The sequence below is a fragment of the Variovorax brevis genome, assembly GCF_030317105.1.
GTDB classification, from domain to species: domain Bacteria; phylum Pseudomonadota; class Gammaproteobacteria; order Burkholderiales; family Burkholderiaceae_C; genus Variovorax; species Variovorax brevis.
The window spans coordinates 180345-198769 of the sequence record NZ_JASZYG010000007.1 but is presented as its reverse complement, the minus strand read 5'-3'; the positions used below and the strand labels follow the sequence as shown (position 1 = coordinate 198769).

12 protein-coding genes and 1 tRNA gene are annotated in these 18425 nt (G+C 65.8%); 10 read left to right on the top strand and 3 right to left on the bottom strand.

The features are described 5' to 3' along the window. Positions 1-11 precede the first annotated feature (11 nt). Both QTI66_RS22725 and QTI66_RS22720 read left to right on the top strand, forming a co-directional pair. A complete protein-coding gene (locus tag QTI66_RS22725) occupies positions 12-4205 on the top strand; it encodes a translocation/assembly module TamB domain-containing protein (RefSeq protein WP_286562190.1) in 4194 nt (1397 codons plus the stop codon). 56 nt (positions 4206-4261) lie between these two features. Continuing rightward, positions 4262-5059 (top strand): class I SAM-dependent methyltransferase, encoded by a 798-nt coding sequence (locus QTI66_RS22720; RefSeq protein ID WP_286562189.1) that lies wholly within the window; start codon positions 4262-4264, stop codon positions 5057-5059. A gap of 274 nt (positions 5060-5333) precedes the next feature. Here QTI66_RS22720 and QTI66_RS22715 read toward each other — a convergent pair whose 3' ends face one another. Both QTI66_RS22715 and QTI66_RS22710 read right to left on the bottom strand, forming a co-directional pair. Continuing rightward, complete coding sequence (locus QTI66_RS22715) at positions 5334-6473, bottom strand: BMP family ABC transporter substrate-binding protein (RefSeq protein WP_286562188.1); 1140 nt, start codon at positions 6471-6473, stop codon at positions 5334-5336. 62 nt (positions 6474-6535) lie between these two features. Then, a complete protein-coding gene (locus QTI66_RS22710) occupies positions 6536-7252 on the bottom strand; it encodes a GntR family transcriptional regulator (protein ID WP_286562187.1) in 717 nt (238 codons plus the stop codon). Between the two features lie 251 nt (positions 7253-7503). On the opposite strand from QTI66_RS22710, the gene QTI66_RS22705 reads away from it, so the two are divergent. From QTI66_RS22705 to QTI66_RS22680, 6 genes are all read left to right on the top strand, one after another. After that, positions 7504-8586 (top strand): DUF1989 domain-containing protein, encoded by a 1083-nt coding sequence (locus QTI66_RS22705; RefSeq protein WP_286562186.1) that lies wholly within the window; start codon positions 7504-7506, stop codon positions 8584-8586. A gap of 133 nt (positions 8587-8719) precedes the next feature. Then, positions 8720-8794: transfer RNA gene (locus QTI66_RS22700), tRNA-Arg, on the top strand. Between the two features lie 18 nt (positions 8795-8812). Beyond that, positions 8813-11038, top strand: coding sequence for a sensor histidine kinase (locus QTI66_RS22695; RefSeq protein ID WP_286562185.1), 2226 nt, complete (start codon positions 8813-8815; stop codon positions 11036-11038). Then, entirely contained in the window at positions 11035-11661 is a 627-nt protein-coding gene (locus tag QTI66_RS22690; protein WP_286562184.1) for a response regulator transcription factor, read from the top strand. Before QTI66_RS22695 ends, QTI66_RS22690 begins: the two co-directional genes overlap by 4 nt. Positions 11662-11709: 48 nt before the next feature. Then, complete coding sequence (locus QTI66_RS22685) at positions 11710-12096, top strand: response regulator transcription factor (RefSeq protein WP_286562484.1); 387 nt, start codon at positions 11710-11712, stop codon at positions 12094-12096. A gap of 88 nt (positions 12097-12184) precedes the next feature. Further along, a complete protein-coding gene (locus tag QTI66_RS22680; protein ID WP_286562183.1) occupies positions 12185-13843 on the top strand; it encodes an arylsulfatase in 1659 nt (552 codons plus the stop codon). Positions 13844-13912: 69 nt separating this feature from the next. On the opposite strand, the gene QTI66_RS22675 is transcribed toward QTI66_RS22680, so the two are convergent. Further along, the gene (locus QTI66_RS22675) at positions 13913-14983 is read right to left on the bottom strand and encodes an AraC family transcriptional regulator (protein WP_286562182.1); all 1071 of its coding nucleotides are present in this window, start codon (positions 14981-14983) and stop codon (positions 13913-13915) included. 142 nt (positions 14984-15125) lie between these two features. Between QTI66_RS22675 and QTI66_RS22670 the strand changes: the two genes are divergently transcribed. After that, positions 15126-16643 (top strand): coniferyl aldehyde dehydrogenase, encoded by a 1518-nt coding sequence (locus QTI66_RS22670; protein ID WP_286562181.1) that lies wholly within the window; start codon positions 15126-15128, stop codon positions 16641-16643. Positions 16644-16651: 8 nt separating this feature from the next. Next, positions 16652-18265 carry a GMC family oxidoreductase gene (locus tag QTI66_RS22665; RefSeq protein ID WP_286562180.1) on the top strand — a complete coding sequence of 538 codons (1614 nt, stop codon included), beginning with the start codon at positions 16652-16654 and terminating at the stop codon, positions 18263-18265. Positions 18266-18425 lie beyond the last annotated feature (160 nt).

The following is an 18425-nucleotide window of genomic DNA, read 5'->3' as shown; positions in this document are numbered from 1 at the left end:
GCGCAAGCGCAATGGACACGCCCACGCCAGCACCCAACGAAGCCACCGCGGCCACCGCCCAGGCGCCGCGCCGGTCGCACGCCGCCCGTGCGTGGCGTGGGTTGATGTGGACGCTGGCATCCCTCGTCGTGCTCCTTGCGCTGCTGCTCGGGGGAGCGTGGTGGTGGCTGAGTTCCAACCAGTCGCTGGCCTTCGCGTTGACGCAGGCGGCGCGCTACTTGCCCGCGGGCCAGACGCTGACGTCGAGCGACGTCACCGGTTCGCTGCTGGCGGGCGGGCACATCGGCTCGCTGCGCTGGCAAGGACCAACGCTGGCCGTCGAAGTGCACGACGCGACCATCGGCTGGCATCTGCCGCCACTGTGGAAGCGCCAGTTGCAACTGGGCGAAGTGCATGCTGCGCAGATCCTGATCGAGCCGCGCGGTCCCAAGAGCGACAAGCCGACGGAACCGCTCGATCAGATCGTGTTGCCGATCGAGGTCGACCTGCCCTTCCGCGTTGACGAACTGCGTTGGGCGGGCCCGCCCGCGCTGGCCGCCACCGGCCTGAAGGGGCACTACCGCTACAAGGATTCGCACCACCTGCTCGACATCGACGGAGTCGACGTTGCCGACGGCCACTACGCCGCAAAGGTTCGCCTGCAGGGGCTGGCGCCGATGGCCCTGGAAGTCCAGCTCGAAGGCCGCGTGCGCGCGCCGCTGGCGCAGGACCGCAGCATCGACGTCAACGCCAAGGCCACGGCGACCGGCACGCTGTCCGGCCCAGACGCGAAGCTGAAGGTCAGCGCCGAACTCGCCCGCGCCGAGACAGCCGAAGGCGCGCCGATGCAGGCGCGCCTGAACGCCACTGTCGCCCCGTGGAACACCCAACCGCTGCTGGAGGCCGATGCCGCGCTGCAGAACGTGGATGTCGCCTCGCTGTGGCCGCAGGCGCCCACGACATTGCTGTCCGGCGAGGTCAAGGCCGGGCCGCAGATCAACGCCGCCGGCACCCTGGGCTGGCAAGCCAGCGTCGATCTGGAAAACGACGCGCCAGGCCCGTGGGACGCGCACAAGCTGCCGGTCGAAGGCGTGCAGGCCCGCGTCGAATACGACGGCAGCACGTGGACCCTGCTGCAGGGCGACATCCGCGTCGGCGGCGGAACCATCGATGCCGAAGGCAGCTGGAGCCCCGCACCCGCGCCGTGGCAGGCGAAGGCCAACGTGCGAGGCGTGCGTCCCGGCGCGCTGCACTCCGCGCTGGCGGGCGCCCCCGTCAGCGGGCGCATCACGGCGGCGCAGGATGGCGAACCGATCAGCTTCGACGTGCAGTTGCAGGCCGAGGGCGGCGCTGGCGCCGGCGCCACGGCTGCGCGCGACGCACTGGCCGGTTTGCGCCTGAACCGCGTCGCCGCCCGCGGGCAATGGAAAGACCAGGTGCTGGAGCTGCGCACCCTGCGCGTCGAAGCGGCGCGCGCGCTGCTCGAAGGAAACTTGACGGCCCGGATCGCCGAACAAGCCGCGAGCGCCAAGCTGCAGCTCACGGTGCCGGGCGCCAGCGTCCAGGTGCAGGGCAGCGTGGCGCCCGCCAAGGGAGGCGGCACGCTCAAGACGCAAATCGCCGACGCAGCAGCATTGCAGCAATGGATTGAACGCCTGCCCGGCTTGGCCGCGAGCTTCGGCGGCGCCAGCGTGCAAGGCAGCGCCGACCTGGACGCCAGCTGGAACGGTGGATGGCAAGCCGTGCAACGCCGCTTTTCCGAGATCAATACGCCCGCACGCGGCGCCGAACCGACGCTGCAGGCCACGCTGACCGTGCCGCGCCTGGACCTGCGCACTGCCACGGCGGCACCAGCACCAGCACCAGCACCAGCACCAGCACCAGCACCAGCACCAGCGGCAACGGCAACGGCAAAGGCAGCGGGAGCGCCAGCGAACGGCACCACCGCCACGGGCAGCACGGTCCAGCTTCGGGGCGTGCGCGCCGAAGTCTCCGGCAGCATCGCGCATGCCCAGTTCTCGTTGGTCGGCGAAGCGGTGGTGGAAGAGCGCCGGATCACGCTCGACACGCGTGGCAGCGGCGGGCTGGAAAGGGCCAACCAATGGCGCGTCGCCCTCGCTGCCTTCCGCACGCAGATGCGCCCTGTGGCCAGGACAAGCGCCGCGCCCTGGACCTTCGAACTCAAGAAAGAGCTGAGCGGCACCATCCGCACCGCCAAAGGCGCCGCTGCCAACCTGCAGTTCGAAGGCTCGGGCGGGGCCGCCACGCTCATCGGCCCGGTGCCCGGCACCGTGCGCCTGGACTGGGAACCGGTGCGCTTCAGCCTGGGTGGCGCATCGAACCAGCGCGGGTTCCGGCTGCAATCCAAAGGCAGCATGCAGGGCCTGCCGATGGCGTGGTCGGAGGCCCTGGGCCGCTCGGGCACCTTGAGCGACATGGGCATCACCGGCGACCTGCTCTTCGATGGCGACTGGGACATCGACGCCGGCGACAAGCTGCGCGCACACGCACGGCTGGCGCGCGCCAGCGGCGACATCCGCGTGCAGGCGGGCGAAGCGGCGCTGGTCGCCCGCCTGCGCAGCACCGGCAGCGGCTCGCCCAGCGAAATCACGATGGATGCAACGACCTCCGGCACCGCCCCGAGCACGCCCGCCGGCTTGCGCAAGGCCGAGCTGGTGGTCGACGCGCAAGACGACGCGGTGCGCGCCGCGCTGGCGTGGGACAGCGAGCGCGCGGGCCAGGTCCAGGCCGACGCGTCCACGCGCTTTGCCCGAAGTGCCGGCGGCTGGCAGTGGCCCACCGATGCGCCGCTGGCGGGACGCGTGCAGGCCAAGCTGCCCAACCTCGGCGTGTGGTCGATGCTGGCGCCCCCCGGTTGGCGCATCGCCGGCACGCTGGATGCCGACGCCACCCTTTCCGGCAGCCGCACGGCCCCGCGCTGGAACGGCCAGCTTGCCGCGGACCAACTCGCCCTTCGCGCCGCGGTGGAAGGCCTTGACCTGCGCGACGGCAAGCTGCGCGCCGCCCTCGCGGGCGACACGCTCACGGTCCAGGAATTTACGCTGAAAGGCGGCGCCGGCAGCAGCGTGCGCATCGCCGGCCAGAGCGGAAACATCAGCACGAAGGAAAGTGAAGCGGCCAGCGATGGGGGCACGCTCACGGTGAGCGGCGCGGCAAGCTGGGGCGCCCTGTCGGCAAACACGCAGAGCAGCGCCGGCATCCGCATGGTGATGCAGGGCGAAGTGCGCAAGCTGCGCGTGCTGGTGCGCAGCGACCGGCAGGTGACGCTCTCCGGCGACCTGCAGGCCCGGCTCGAGGGCGGGCAGATCACCGTGCGCGGCAAGCTCAAGACCGACCGGGCCGTGATCATCCTTCCCGCCGAAACGGCGCCGAGCCTGGGCACCGACGTGGTCGTCCATTCCGCCGTTCGGGACCGCGCCGCCAAAGAGGCGGCCGAGCGCGAAGCCCAACGCACCAGCGACCGCATCACGCAACCGGAAACCTCCAGGCCGCCAGACATCCTCATTTCATTCGACCTGGGCAACGATTTCGCGGTGCAGGGCCGCGGCATCACCACGCGGCTGGAGGGCTTGCTCGACATCCGCAGCACCGGCCCTGGCAGTCCGCCCAGCATCACCGGCGAAGTCAAGACGGTGCGCGGCCAGTACCGGGCCTATGGGCAGCAACTCGACGTGGAAACCGGCATCGCCCGCTTCAACGGCCCCTACGACAACCCGGCGCTCGACATCCTGGCGATCCGCCCCAACATCACGCAACGCGCGGGCGTGCAGATCAGCGGCACGGCCCACGCGCCGCGCGTCAAGCTGTATTCGGAACCTCCCTTGTCGGACGCCGAGACGCTGTCCTGGGTCATGCTGGGCCGCGGGCAGGCGGCCAACGGCGGCGAGGCGGTGTTGATGCAGCAGGCCGCGCTTGCTTTGCTGGGCAAACTGGGCGCGGATTCGAGTTCAAGCAACCTCGCCAACCGCTTCGGCCTCGATGAAATCGGCTTCAAGGGACCGGGCAGCAACAGCGAGCTCGACCAGTCCGCCATCACGCTGGGCAAGCGGCTGTCGAAGGACTTCTACGTCAGCTACGAGCGCAGCCTGTCAAGCACGATGGGAACCCTTTACATCTTCTACGACCTCACGAAGAGCCTGACCTTGCGCGGACAGGCCGGCGAGCACTATGGTGCTGACTTGATCTACACCATCAAGTACGACTGACCCGTTTCCCCCCGTCCGCACGAGCGGGCCGCACTTTCACGCAAAGGAGCAGCGCAATGGCAGGACTCAAGGACAACTGGGGCGTGGGCGAGCTCTACGAGCCTTATGTGGGTCGCTGGAGCCGGAAGGTGGCGACGCAGTTCCTGGCGTGGCTCGAATTGGCGCCGGACCTGGAATGGCTGGACGTGGGCTGCGGCACGGGTGCGCTCACCGAGACCATCCTGCTGGAAGCGAAGCCTGCCTCGGTCGTGGCCGTCGATCCTTCGCGGGGCTTCGTCCAGTATGCGCAGGAGAACATCCCGGATCCACGGGCGTCCTTCGAAGGCGGCGACGCGCAAAAGCTTGCGCTGGATTCAGACAGCTTCGATGTGGCCGTCGGTGGCCTGATGCTGAACTTCGTCCCGCAGCCCGCGCTGGCGGCCGCCGAGATGGCGCGGGTCGTGAAGCCCGGCGGCACGGTCGCCGCCTACGTATGGGACTACGCCGGCCGCATGCAGCTCATGCGCCATTTCTGGGAGGCAGCCGTCGAGTTGAATCCCGGCGCCCGCGAACTCGACGAGGGTTCGCGCTTTCCGCTGTGCCAGCCCGCGGCGCTGGAGCAACTGTTGGTCGATGCGGGCATGGACAACGTGGAGCTGCGCGCCATCGACATCGCCACGCCCTTCAGCGATTTTGACGACTACTGGTCGCCGTTCCTGGGCGGGCAAGGGTCGGCGCCGACCTATGTCATGTCCCTCAATGAAGGGCAACGCACGATGCTGCGCGAGCGCCTGCGACAGACGCTGCCCCAGCGCGCCGACGGCGCCATCGAACTGAGCGCACGCGCCTGGGCCGTTCGCGCAACGGTCGTTTGAGAGGCTGTTGAGGGCGCCCGCGACTGAAAAAGTTGACTGCATGATCCTGGATGCTATAATTCGCGGTTGCCCGAATTCAAGCCGGGCAAATGCCTGCGCAGGCAAAGCCGGATCTCACAGCGGCACGTCGGACCAAGAGACACCATCGACGAGAAAAACAACAGGTGCCTCCTGCAAGTGAATATGCCGTAACGTGGGCCGCGTAAGCGCTCACGACCAACAAGTCAAAAAAAAGCCACCCAACCGGGTGGCTTTTTTCATTGGCGCGGGCGCTTCAGGCCAGCGTGCCGTTCACACCTTCCACCAGGTAGTCCATCTTCTCGAGGACCGGGTCGTAGTTGTTGTAGGTCTTGTCCATCACCAGCTTGCCGGTGTTGCTCTTGATCGGGCCCACGTAGATGGGCTTGCCGGCCTTCAGGTCGGCAATCGCCGCGGTGGCGGCATTGCGCGCCTTGTCGCTCGCGCCGGCGCCGAAAGGCGTGCTCAGCACCATGTCCTTGTCGTAGCCGCCAAAGAACTGGTTGGGCAGCTTCTTGCCGGCGCCGACGTCCGCGGCAAAGGCCTTGTAGACCGTCTCCCACTTGTTCTCGGCACCAGTGATGAAACCCTTGGGCGCGAGCTGCGCCTGCGAGGCGTTGTGGCCCAGCGTCTTGACGCCCGCCTTCTCGGCCGTCTCGATCACGACCTTCGGGCTGTCCACGTGGCAGGCGATCACGTCGTTGCCGGCGGAAATCAGCGCGTTCGTCGCCTCGGCTTCACGCACCGGCATCGACCAGTCACCCGTGAACACCAGTTGCACGGTCGCGTTCGGGTTGACCTTGCGCACGCCCATCGTGAAGGCGTTGATGTTGCGCAGCACGATGGCAATGGGCTTGGCCGCGACGTAGCCGATCTTGTTCGACTTGGTCGAGAGGCCAGCAGCGATGCCGTTCACGTAGTGCGCCTGGTCGAGGTAGCAGAAGTAGCCGCCGAGGTTCATGGGGTGCTTGTCGGCGGACCACAGCGAGGTCGGGTGACGGAACTCGACCTTGGGATACTTCTTCGACATGTCGACCATGAAGGGGTCGAAGTAGCCGAAGGAGGTGGCAAAGATCAGCGAGGCGCCATCGCTCTGGATCATGCCTTCCATGGTCTTGCGCACAGCCACGGTCTCGGGCACGTTTTCTTCCTCGACGACCTTCACGCCTGGCACCGACTTCAACGCCTTGGCAGCCACCGCATGGGCCTGGTTCCAGCCGTAGTCATCGCGCGGACCGACATAGATCAGGCCGACCGTCACGCTCTTGCCTTGGGCCTGCGCTGCCGTGGCGCCGAAGATGGCTGGCGCAATGGCGGTGCCGGCCAGCGTGGTGCCGACGGCCGAACCCAATGCGGTGCCCATGAAGCGGCGGCGGTTCCAGTTGGTGTTGGACATGAGGTTTTTCCTTTTGGTGGTGGTCGAGTGGGAGAACGGGAGAAATCCGGGATGGGGTGGCGTCAGGCGACCTTCGTGCGCCGCGGTTTTGCCTGCGCGCCGGCATAGCGGCCGAGGACGCTGCCGAGGTCGTCATCGACGGGCTTCCTGTCGGGCATCAGCGCGCGCTCCTGCACGCCGTTCAGGTGCGAGACCATCAGGCGCACGGCGCTCTTCTCGTCGCCGCGACGGAACGCCTCGATGAGCGCACGGTGCTCGTCGATGCCGCACTGCGACGAATGCGGGTTGCCGTAGATGGCCAGGATGAGCGAACAGCGCGACACCAGTTCGGACACGTAGCGCTCGATGACCGGGTTGCCACTCAGCTGCGCGAGCTTGATGTGGAACTCGCCCGCCAGCCGCGCGCAGACGGCGGGCGAATCCTCGCGGGCAGCTTCTTCCTCGATCAGCACATGGCCTTCGAGTGCCGCGCCCATCGCGGGCGTCCAGCGTGCAATCACCAGCCGCACCACTTCGCGTTCAAGACAGGCACGCGCTTCGAACACGCTTTGCGCTTCGGCGCGCGTAGGCTGCGCCACCGTGGCCGTGCGCTTGCGGCCGGCCTCGACCAGGCCTTCGGCGGCCAGCCGCGCAAGGGCTTCGCGAATCAGCGTGCGACTGACGTTCAGGTGCGTGCCCAGCACGTCTTCGGGCAGCTTGGTGCCGGGCGTGAGGGCCTGCTCGATCACGGCGTGCTTGATGGCCAGGTAGGCCGCTTCGGATTTGCTCGGTTCAGTCATGGTGTACAGCGCAGGTATTCCTGTTCATGACACCTCGTATGCGAAAACCGGGCCAGCCCGGTTCTGGCGGCCAAAGGGCTCGATGCACCGATTTGACTCAGCCGGACGTCCCGGAATACGCGACAAGCCCATGGTTCATGCGCCAATTTGGGGTGTTTGCACCTTTCGTGTACGTCGGTTGACTCACAACTGTTGGCAGGCAACTTGCATACCTGAACGCATCGATCACGTACACATCAGGAGTTGAATCCATGACCTCGCAGACGATCCGCCTCCGCCTGAACCAGCAGCAGATCGAACTCATCGACCGCTGCATCGCCTTGGGCGATGCCACCGACATCCAGTCGCTGTCACAGCGGGCCGTGCGCGAATGGAAAGACGGGGTGCCTTCGGCAAAGCCGGCACCCGCAGCGAAGCCCGACACCTCGGTGCTCTCGACCCAGCGCACGCTCCTCACCAGCTACGTCATCGAACCCGGCACCGGCAAGGCTTTCGAAGTGCTCAAGAGCCAGGTGATCCGCATCGAGCAGGTGGAAGGCGGCCAGTGCGCGGACTTCAACTGCTTCAACCTGCACGACTACAAGGAGTTCATGCATGTGGGCCGCACGCGCACGCTGCACGGCCTGAACCCCGGCCCCGGCGACTTCCTGTGGTCGGCGCCGCCGCGCGAGCGCGCCATGATGTACATGCTGGCCGACACGGTGCGCGCCAACGACGTGATGTTTCCCCGCTGCAGCGCCAACCTCTACGAGTCGGCCTACGGCTTTCACAAGCACACGAATTGCCACGACATCCAGTCGGAGGCGCAGCGCGAATACGGCCTCACGCCCGACGACGTGCACGACTCGTTCAACCTCTTCATGGTCACCGCGATCGTCGGTGACCGCGGCCGCATCGAGCGCCAGACCTCCAAGGCCGGCGATCATGTCGAACTCCTCGCGTTGATGGACGTGCTGGCCGTGCCCAATGTCTGCGGCGCCGACATCATGCGCACCAGCAACTTCTCGCTCAAGCCGCTGAAGGTCGAGGTCTTCAGCGCTTCCGAAGCCGACTTGGCCGCCGTGCCCGAGATGGCCGCGTACGGGACGCAACGCACGCCGGCGCAATTTCGCCAGCCCAACATCCGCGTCGAACGCGAACTCGAGCGCGACGCCAGCTATGTGCCCCAATTCACCAACGTGCCCATCGTCGAGCGCGAAGTCGAGGTGCAATTGAGCGCCGCCGAGGTCGACACGCTCAGCTCCTTCGGCCTGCACCAGTTCTACGGCAGCAACCAGGGCGCGATGCTGCGCGACGTGCTGTTCAGCTGGTGGGAAAAGCGCTATCTGGGGTGACGCTGCCACGGGGCCGCGGCGCTTCAATGGACAATTACCGCTGGCCTGGCAACCCCTCATTCGGCATAGCGCCTTGGAGACGCCCGATTTCAAGTGAAACGTGCAGCCAAGCTGGTAAAGTTGCCCGCGCCCAGTCCTCGTAGTTCAATGGATAGAACGGGGTCCTCCTAAGACTCAGATACAGGTTCGATTCCTGTCGAGGGCACCACTCACGGGATGGTTGCGGATGGTCATGCGCTTCGTCTGGCTCCTGGTTGCGTGCTGCTTCTTCGCGGCGCCCTCGGTGCAGGCGATGGAGACGCGAAATGTGTTGGTGCTGTTCTCCAACAATCGCCTGCTGCCCTCGAACATCGAGATCGACACCGGCCTGCGGGGTGCCATCGTGAGCACCGCGGACCGCCACGTCGCGATGTTCACCGAATTCCTGGACACGCCGACCTTTACGGGCAACCCCTTCGAGCAGACCTTCGCCAGGTTCCTGATCGAAAAATACAACACCCGCCCGCCGGCCGTCATCATCCTCGGCGGCAAGCCGGCGCTGGAATTCTGGTTGCGCCAACGCGCCAGCCTGTTCCCCGATGTCCCGGTGATCCACCTGGGCATCGACAAGCGCTTTATCGAGTCGATCCAGCCGCTGCCCGCCAACTTCGCCGGGGTGCCGGTCGAGTATGACTACCTGGGAACCATGAAGCAGGCGTTGTCGTGGCACCCGAACGCGCGGCGCCTGGTGGTGGTCACGGGCGCCAGCTACACCGACCGGAATTACGAGGCCGACACGCGCGCAGGGGTGGCCAAGCTCCCGAAGCCTCCACAGGTCGAATTTCTCGCCGGCCTGCGCACCGAAGAAGTGATGAAGCGGGTGGCCGAACTGGACAGGAACGATGTCGTTTTCACCCCGGGCTATTACGTCGACGGGGCCGGCCGCCAGTCGGCGCCGCGCGACATTGCCGTCGAGATGGCCGAAGTGTCGGGTGCCCCCATCTACGGCCCCTTCAGCTCCTTCATCGGCACGGGCGCGGTCGGCGGACGCGTGCCCACGTTCGCGGAGATGGGGCGGCAGGCGGCACTCTCCGTCAACACCCTGCTGGACGGCGCCACGCCCGCGACCCTGACCTTGCCGGAAACCGTGCCCGCCCGATGGAATGTCGATTGGCGGCAGGTACGCCGGTGGGGCATCGACGAGTCGATGATTCCCGCGGACGCGATCGTGCAATTCAAGCAACCGACCCTGTGGCAGGCCTACCGGAATCAGGCGCTGGCCCTGACGGCTGCGATATTGCTCCAGGCCGCGCTCATCGTGGCCCTGCTCGTCGGGCGGCGCCAGCGCCTGCGCACCGCCCAGGCGCTGATGGAAAGCGAAGAGCGCATGACCCTCGCAGCGCGCGCAGCGCGGCTGTCCTTGTGGATGTGGGACGTCGGGCGCGACAGGGCCTGGCCGCTCACGCCCATTCCAAAGCGCCCGGACCTGTCCGCCCCGGTTCCGATCAAGGAGGCGCTGGAGGCGCTGCACCCGGAAGACCGCGAAAAGCTCGACCGCGCCGTGCGGGAGGCCGTCGCCACCGACCGGGAGGTGGACCTGGAATACCGCGTGATCGAGCCCGACGGCGAATTGCGCTGGATGGTGGCGCGAGGGCGCGTCGACAAGAGCGCCGGCAAGAGCGTGACGGGCGTCACCCTGGACATCACGGCACGCAAGGCGGCCGAGCTCCAGGCCGAGAAGGACCGCGCTGCCCTCACCCACATGACGCGCGTCTCCGTCGTGGGTCAGTTCTCCGCGTCGATCGCGCACCAGCTGAACCAGCCGCTGGCCGCCATCCTGGGCAACGCCGAAGCCGCCCGCAAGATGCTGAGCCACGCCAATCCCGACCTGGTGGAAATCCGGACCATCTGCGACGACATCGTGACCGAGGACGTCCGCGCCGCCGCCATCATTCGCAGCCTGGGCGCCCTGTTCAAGCGCGGCGAAATGCGCATGGCGCCACTGGACCTGAACCAGGTCGTGCGCGAAACGCTGGACCTGGTGCAAGCGGAACTCGCCACGCGCCAGGTCACGCCGCGCGCCGAGCTTGCGGCGTCCCTGCCGCTCATCGAGGGCGACCGCATCCAGTTGCAGCAGTGCCTGCTCAACCTCATCCTCAACGCCGCGGATGCCATGAGCAACGTCAATGCCAGCGCGCGCAGGCTGCTGGTGCGTACGCAGCGCGAGGGCACAGGCGCGCGGCTTTGCGTCGAGGACCATGGCACCGGCATTGCGCCGGACGCCCTCAAGAGCATCTTCGACGCTTTCTGGAGCACCAAGGCGGGGGGCACCGGCGTGGGCCTCGCCATCTGCAAGTCCATCGTGACCGCGCACCGCGGCAGCATCACGGCCGTCAACAATGCCGAGGGCGGTGCCACCTTCTGTGCCACGTTCCCCGTGCTGCGCACAGATCCGGCCGGCGAGCCAAGATGAACGCCGACACCGACACCATCTATCTCGTCGACGATGACCCGTCGGTGCTCACGGCGCACGCGCGCATGCTGCGTGCCCACGGGTGGACGGTCGAGGTCTTTGAGTCGGCCGAGGCTTTTCTCGCGAGGCCGACGCCCCATCCGCAGGGCTGCCTGGTGCTCGACGTGTCGATGCCGGGGCTGAACGGGCTGCAACTGCAGCAACGGCTCTCCGATGCGGGGCGGGACATGCCCATCGTGTTTCTCACGGGACAGGGCAGCATCCCGATGACCGTGCAGGCCATCCAGGCCGGCGCGATCGACTTCCTCGAGAAGCCGACGACCGCGGACACCCTGATCTCCGCGGTGCGCACCGCGCTCGCCAAAGGCGAGGCGCTGCGCCAGGCCAACGCCGAAGTCGCCCTGTTCGAACAGCGGCTGGCAAAGCTGTCGCCGCGCGAGCGCGAAGTCCTGGTGGGCATCGTGAACGGGCGGCTCAACAAGCAGATCGCCGCCGACCTGGGCATCGTCGAGCAAACGGTCAAGTTCCACCGTGCCCGCATCATGCAGCGCATGGAGGCGCGCACCGTCGCCGAGCTGATGCACATTGCGGCCCGGCTGGGCATCGAAGCCGCGCCCGACTAAACCAAAGGCCAGTCGCCCCGGGTGCAGGCGCGCAGTACCTTGCGAGTTGTGGTCAACGCCGAAACCTACATCGCCGTGGTGGATGATGAATCGCCCATGCGGACGATGCTGCGCCGCGTGCTGAGGCTGGCCGACTACCAGGTGACTGCCTTTTCATCGGGCGAGGAGTTCCTGGATTCCCTGAACACGCAACTGCCGGCCTGCGCCATCCTTGACATTCACATGCAGGGCCTGTCGGGCTTTGAAGTGCAGTTGCGCATGGACGCGGCGCATTTGCGCATCCCCGTCATCTTCATCACGGCCAGTGACGACGCCGGGCTGGACCGCTTCGGACGCGACGTCGGCGCCGTGGATCTGCTGCACAAGCCTTTTTCCAGCGAGCAGTTGCTGCAGTCCGTGCGCGAAGCGCTCGGACGGGACGCGGCGTCACCTTAACCAAAGACTAGTTTCCGCGGTGATGGCGCAACGGTACAACCGCTGAACTTTCGACAGGACAACCCGTTCTTCAACAAAGGCATCCTTCATGGACATGAGACCCAAGCTTCTGCATCGCCTCCTGCCGTTTCTTGTGGCGGGTGCGGCGCTCCTTGGCGCTGTGGCGCCGGCCGAGGCACAGGCCCAAGCAACCCAGGCAAAGAAACCCAACATCCTCGTGATCTGGGGCGACGACATCGGCATGTGGAACGTCGGCGCCTACACGCACGGCATGATGGGCCGCACGCCCAACATCGATTCGATCGCGAAGAACGGCATGCTGTTCACCGACCACTACGGCCAGCCCAGTTGCACGGCTGGCCGCGCCGCCTTCGTGATGGGACAGTTGCCGATTCGCACCGGCATGACGACCATCGGCATTCCGGGCTCGCCGCGCGGCATCCAGAAGAGCGACCCGTCCATTGCCGAAGTGCTCAAGTCAGCCGGCTACAACACGGCGCAGTTCGGCAAGAACCACCTGGGTGACCGCAACGAGTTCCTGCCCACCGCGCACGGCTTCGACGAATGGTTCGGCAACCTCTATCACCTGAACGCCGAGGAAGAGCCGGAGCAGATGGACTACCCCGGCCAGAAGAGCCCCGACTACAAGAAGAAGTTCGGCCCGCGCGGCGTGCTGCATGCCTGGGCCACGACGAGCGACGACGCCACCAACGACCCGAAGTTCGGCAAGGTCGGCAAGCAGAAGATCGAGGACACCGGCCCGCTGACGCGCAAGCGCATGGAAACCTTCGACCAGGAAGTGACCGACGCAACGCTCCAGTACCTGGACAAGAACGCCAAGGCGGACAAGCCCTTCTTTGTCTGGTTCAACTCCACCGCCATCCACGTGTGGTCGCACCCGCAGAACAAGTACTTGCAGCAGGCCGTTGACGAAGGCCGCGCCGAACAGGACGTGGTGCGCGCCAAGATGCTGGAGCACGATGCGCAGATCGGCAGCCTCATCCAGAAGCTCAAGGACACCGGCGTCTACGACAACACCATCATTGTCTACAGCACCGACAACGGCAACGAGTTCATGTTCTATCCCGACGGCGGCTATGCACCGTTCCGCGGCGAGAAGGGCACGACCTGGGAGGGCGGGCTGCGCGTGCCGATGCTGGTGCAATGGCCCGGCAAGATCCCGGCCGGCCGCGTGGGCAACGGCATCCAGAGCCATGAGGATCTCTATGTCACGCTGGCCGCCGCGGCGGGCATGCCCAACATCAAGGATGACCTGCTCAAGGGCGCGACCCTCGGCGGCTCGAAGTTCAAGGTGCACCTGGACGGCTACAACAACCTGGACTACTGGACCGGCAAGTCCGAGAAGTCGGCACGCCGCGAGATGCTCTATTACGACGAGACCGACCTGATGGCCATCCGCGTCGATGGCTGGAAGATGCACATCGGCGTCAAGCACCACGGCAACTGGTTCGACGAGAAGTCTTACCCCAGCGTGCCCTACATCGTGAACCTTCTGATGGACCCGATGGAGAAGGTGACACCGGATTCGGAGGAGAACCAATACGCGGCACGCAAGTTCGTCGCGCAAAAACTCTGGGCACCCAGCGCCGCCGGCCCCTTCCTGGCCGAGCATCTCAAGAGCCTGGCGGACTACCCGCCAAGCCAGGGCGCCGACACGCTCAGCATGAAGAAGAACATCGAGATGGCCATGAAGAAGATGGAAAACGCCAAGGGCAGCAGCAACTGACCTGCAATGAATTCGCTGTCACGCACGAGGTGCCATCCGCGAGGGTGGCACCCTTTTTTCCTCGCCGGCTCAGTGGCGACGCGTACGGTAGAAGGTCGTCGTCTGCCCCGTCCACTTGCGGAACGCCTTGCGGAAATTCGAGACGTCCGAGAAGCCCACACGTTCGGCGATCTCGTCGGCCGACAAGTCCGTGCGTTCCAGGAACTCGATGGCCAGGCGGCTGCGCACGCCGTCGATGATCTCCTGGTAGCTCGTGCCCGCCTCGACCAGGCGGCGGTGCAGCGTTCGCGTCGACAGGTGCAGCCGCTCAGCCATCTGCTCCGCACGCGGAATGCCGCCCACGCTGTTGAGGCAAGCCTCCTTGATCGACTTGACCAGCGGCTGTTCGCCTTCGACTTCTTCCAGCATGCGCCCGCAAAACGCGGCGGAGACTTCCGCCATGATCGGATTGGCCGCAGGCAGGGGCAGCGGCAGCAGGGAAGCGTCGAACTCCCACTGCATCATCGGCGCATCGAACTCCACGGCGCAGCGCAGGATCTCCTCGTAGCGGTGGGCGTGTTCGGGCGGCGCATAAGGCAAAAGCAGTCGCCGTGCCTCGAAGGGTCGGTCGAGCGTGCGGCTGAGCATGGCCTGGATCGAGCTGAACCAGAACTCGGTGGCCACCGGCAGCAGCGGGCCGAGCGCGGCGTATTCGTGGCCCTCGAAAATGGCCAGATCGCCTTCGACTCGAAAGGACTTTTCGAGCACCGGCCCCGCCAGCCGGAGGTGCCGCATGCCGAACTCGATCGCCTCCGCGAAGGTGGCGCTGCTCAGGATGGCGTACCCGAAGACGCCCATGTCGGACATGCGCTGGCGCTGTCCCGCCAGCAATGCAACGGCGGGCTCGGGCGTGAGCGTACGAACGTTTTCAAAGAGGGCGATCTTCTGGCGGTGCGAGATGCGCGCCTGGCTGTCCACGATGGACTTCGGCGTGATGCCCGTGCCGGAAAAAAGCGCTTCCGCACCGACGCCGAAGTCGGCCATGGTTTCCACCAACGCACGCAGCCCCAGCATGCTGTGCAGCGGTGACTGCGCGTCGCTGCCATAACGGCCCACGACCCTGGCGTTGGGTGACTTGCTTGTAACCGCTTCTTGGAGCACGGTAGTTCACGAATGATGTTTTGGCGGATTTTCACCCGAAAGTGTCGAAGTTGAACCTAGGCGGCACCCGGTTGACGACCTAAATTCTCGACAACGCGAAATGTTGCCGATCCGGCTCGCGAGACGCACCTGGAGACAAATCATGAACCCAACACAAACGTTGCAATCTGCAACTGGAGACGCTGCGAACGAGCGCGTCGCACGCATCTTCGCCATGCAGCAGGCCGCATTCCTTGCCGCCCCCTCACCCAGCGCCAGCGAACGCCTGGACCGCCTCAAGGCCCTCAAGCGACAGATCACCCGCTACCAGGACGTTCTGGCGGAAGCCATGAGCCAGGACTTCGGACATCGCGCCCATGCCGAGTCGAAGATGCTCGACCTGCTCGGCTCGATGATGGAAGTCAACCACGCCATCTCGCACCTCAAGCGCTGGATGAAACCCAGCCGCCGCTCGACCGAACTGCTGTTCATCACGAACAGCGTCAAGGTCATCTACCAGCCCAAGGGCGTCGTCGGCGTCATCACCCCCTGGAACTTCCCGATCTACCTGGCCCTGGGCCCGGCCGTCGCTGCGCTCGCTGCCGGCAACCGCGTGATGATCAAGATGCCCGAGACCACGCCGGCCACCAATGCGGTCCTCAAGAAACTGCTGGCCGAAGTCTTTTCGGAAGACCTGGTCGCCATGGTCGGTGAAGAACTGCTTGACCCGAACGTCTTCACCTCGCAGCCCTTCAACCACATCGTGTTCACCGGCTCGCCGGCGGTGGGCAAGATCGTGATGCGCACGGCAGCCGCCAACCTGACGCCCGTCACGCTGGAACTCGGCGGCAAATCGCCCGCGCTCGTCACGCGCAACTATTCAGTGGCCGACGCCGCCAAGCGCATCACGCACGGCAAGTCGACCAACGCAGGGCAAATCTGCGTGTCGCCCGACTACGCGCTGGTGCCGCGCGAACGCATGGCGGAATTCATCGTCGGGGTGCGCCAGACCTTCAAGAGCTTCTACGACAACAAGACGGCGGACAACCCCAACTACACGTCCGTCGTCGACGAGCGCCAGTTCAAGCGCATCAACGCGCTGCTGGCCGACGCGCGTGCCAAGGGCGCGACCGTCGAGTCGCTCGGACCGGTGCCGGTGGGCAAGGATCGCACGCTGCCGCTGCAGATCGTCTCGAACGTCACGCCCGACATGCTCGTCATGAAGGAAGAACTCTTCGGCCCCGTGCTGCCCGTGGTGCCTTACGACACGATGGATGACGCCATCAACTTCATCAACGAGCGCGACCGGCCGCTGGCGCTGTACTGCTTCAGCCACGACAGCGCCGAACGCGACAACCTGCTGCGCCGCACGCACTCGGGCGGTGTCTCGATCAACGATTGGGGCTGGCATGTGGTGAACCACGACGCACCCTTCGGCGGCATCGGCAACTCGGGCATGGGCAACTACCACGGCGAGGAAGGCTTTCGCGAGCTGTCGCACGCCAAGACGGTGTTCAAGCGCCATCGCTTCTTCCCGATTGACCTGTTCTATCCGCCCTACGGCACCTTCATCCAGCGCTTCGCCCTGAAGTTCTTCCTCGGCAGCCCGGACCCCAGCCTGGGTCAACCCGGCGCCGCCCACGGCGCGCCCGCGAGCGCAACCCTGCAAAAGCAACACTGAATCGAAAAATGAGCATTGAGGAATTTGACTACGTCGTGATCGGCGGGGGTTCTGGCGGCTGCGTCGTCGCATCGCGATTGACGGAAGACCCGAATGTGACGGTCTGCATGCTGGAAGCCGGCGGCCCGGACAAGAGCATCTTCATCCATGCGCCCATCGGCGTGGTGGCGATGTTGCCGGTCCCGTTCAACAACTACGCGTACAAGACCGTCCCGCAAAAAGGCCTGAACGGGCGCCAGGGCTACCAGCCGCGTGGCAAGACGCTGGGTGGCTCGAGCTCCATCAACGCGATGGTCTATGTGCGCGGCCACCGCTGGGACTACGACAACTGGTCGGCGCTGGGCAACCCCGGCTGGTCGTACGAAGAAGTCCTGCCCTACTTCAAGCGCGCAGAGAACAACGAAACGCATCGCGACGACCCCTACCACGGCACTGGCGGCCCGTTCAACGTGGCCGAAGTGCGCAGCCCGAGCGCCATGAACAAGGTGTTCCTCGAGGCAGCCACGATGAAGGGGGTACCTGTCACCAAAGACTACAACGGCGCCGAACAGTTCGGCTCGTTCATGTTCCAGGTGACCCAAAAGAATGGCGAACGCCACAGCGTCGCCAAGGGCTACATCACGCCGAACCTTTCGCGCACGAACCTCTCGGTGCGAACCCACGCGCTGACCTCGCGCATCCTCTTCGAGGGCAAGCGCGCCATCGGCGCCGCCTACACGGTGGATGGTGTCGAAAAGCAAGTGCGTGCACGCCGCGAAGTCATCCTTGCGTCCGGCGCATTCGGCTCGCCGCAGCTGCTGATGCTGTCGGGCATCGGCCCTGCTGCGGACCTGCAGCGCATGGGCATCCCCGTCGTGCACAACCTGCCCGGCGTGGGCGAGAACCTGCACGACCACATCGACCATGTGCAAAGCTACCGCACCAAGTCCGTCAACGAGACCTTCGGCGTCTCGGCGCGCGGCGGTGCGCGCGTGGCCAGCGCCATTCCCGAATGGAAGAAGAATCGCACGGGCCTGGTGACGTCCAACTTCGCCGAGTCGGGTGCCTTCGTGCGCTCTTCGCCGGATGTCGAAGTGCCTGACTTGCAGATGGTGTTCGTGGTGGCGCTGGTGGACGACCACAGCCGCAAGCTGCACATGGGCCACGGCTACTCGTGCCACATGGAAGTGCTGCGCCCGCACAGCCGCGGCAACGTCAAGCTGGCGAGCCGCGACCCGAAGGCCGCGCCCTTGATCGACCCCAACTTCCTGGGCGACGAGCGCGATCTCGACCTGCTGGTCAAGGGCGTGCAATTGCAGATGGACATCCTCGAAGCCAAGCCCTTCGACGCTTACCGCGGCAAGATGCTCTACAAGGTCGATCGCAACGACAAGAAGGCCATTGCAGAAGACATCCGCAATCGCGCCGACACGCAATACCACCCCGTGGGCACTTGCAAGATGGGTCCGGACGGCGACCCGATGTCGGTCGTCGATGCGCAACTGCGCGTGCGCGGTGTGCAAGGTCTGCGCGTGGTGGACGCATCGATCATGCCGCAGGTTTGCGGCGGTAACACAAATGCACCAACTGTGATGATTGCTGAAAAGGCAGTCGATATGATCCGCTCCGGCGGGGCGTCCTGATTCCACGACTGCCTTGCCAGAATAAGTAGACACAAAGGGGAGGAGTCAAGTTGAAAAAGAACCATCTTGCATGGTTTGGCAGATCCGCCGCCGCTGCTGCGGCGGCACTGCCAACAAAGGGCACATGCGGCATCGACGCCGCGCCCCGAAGCTTCAGGCG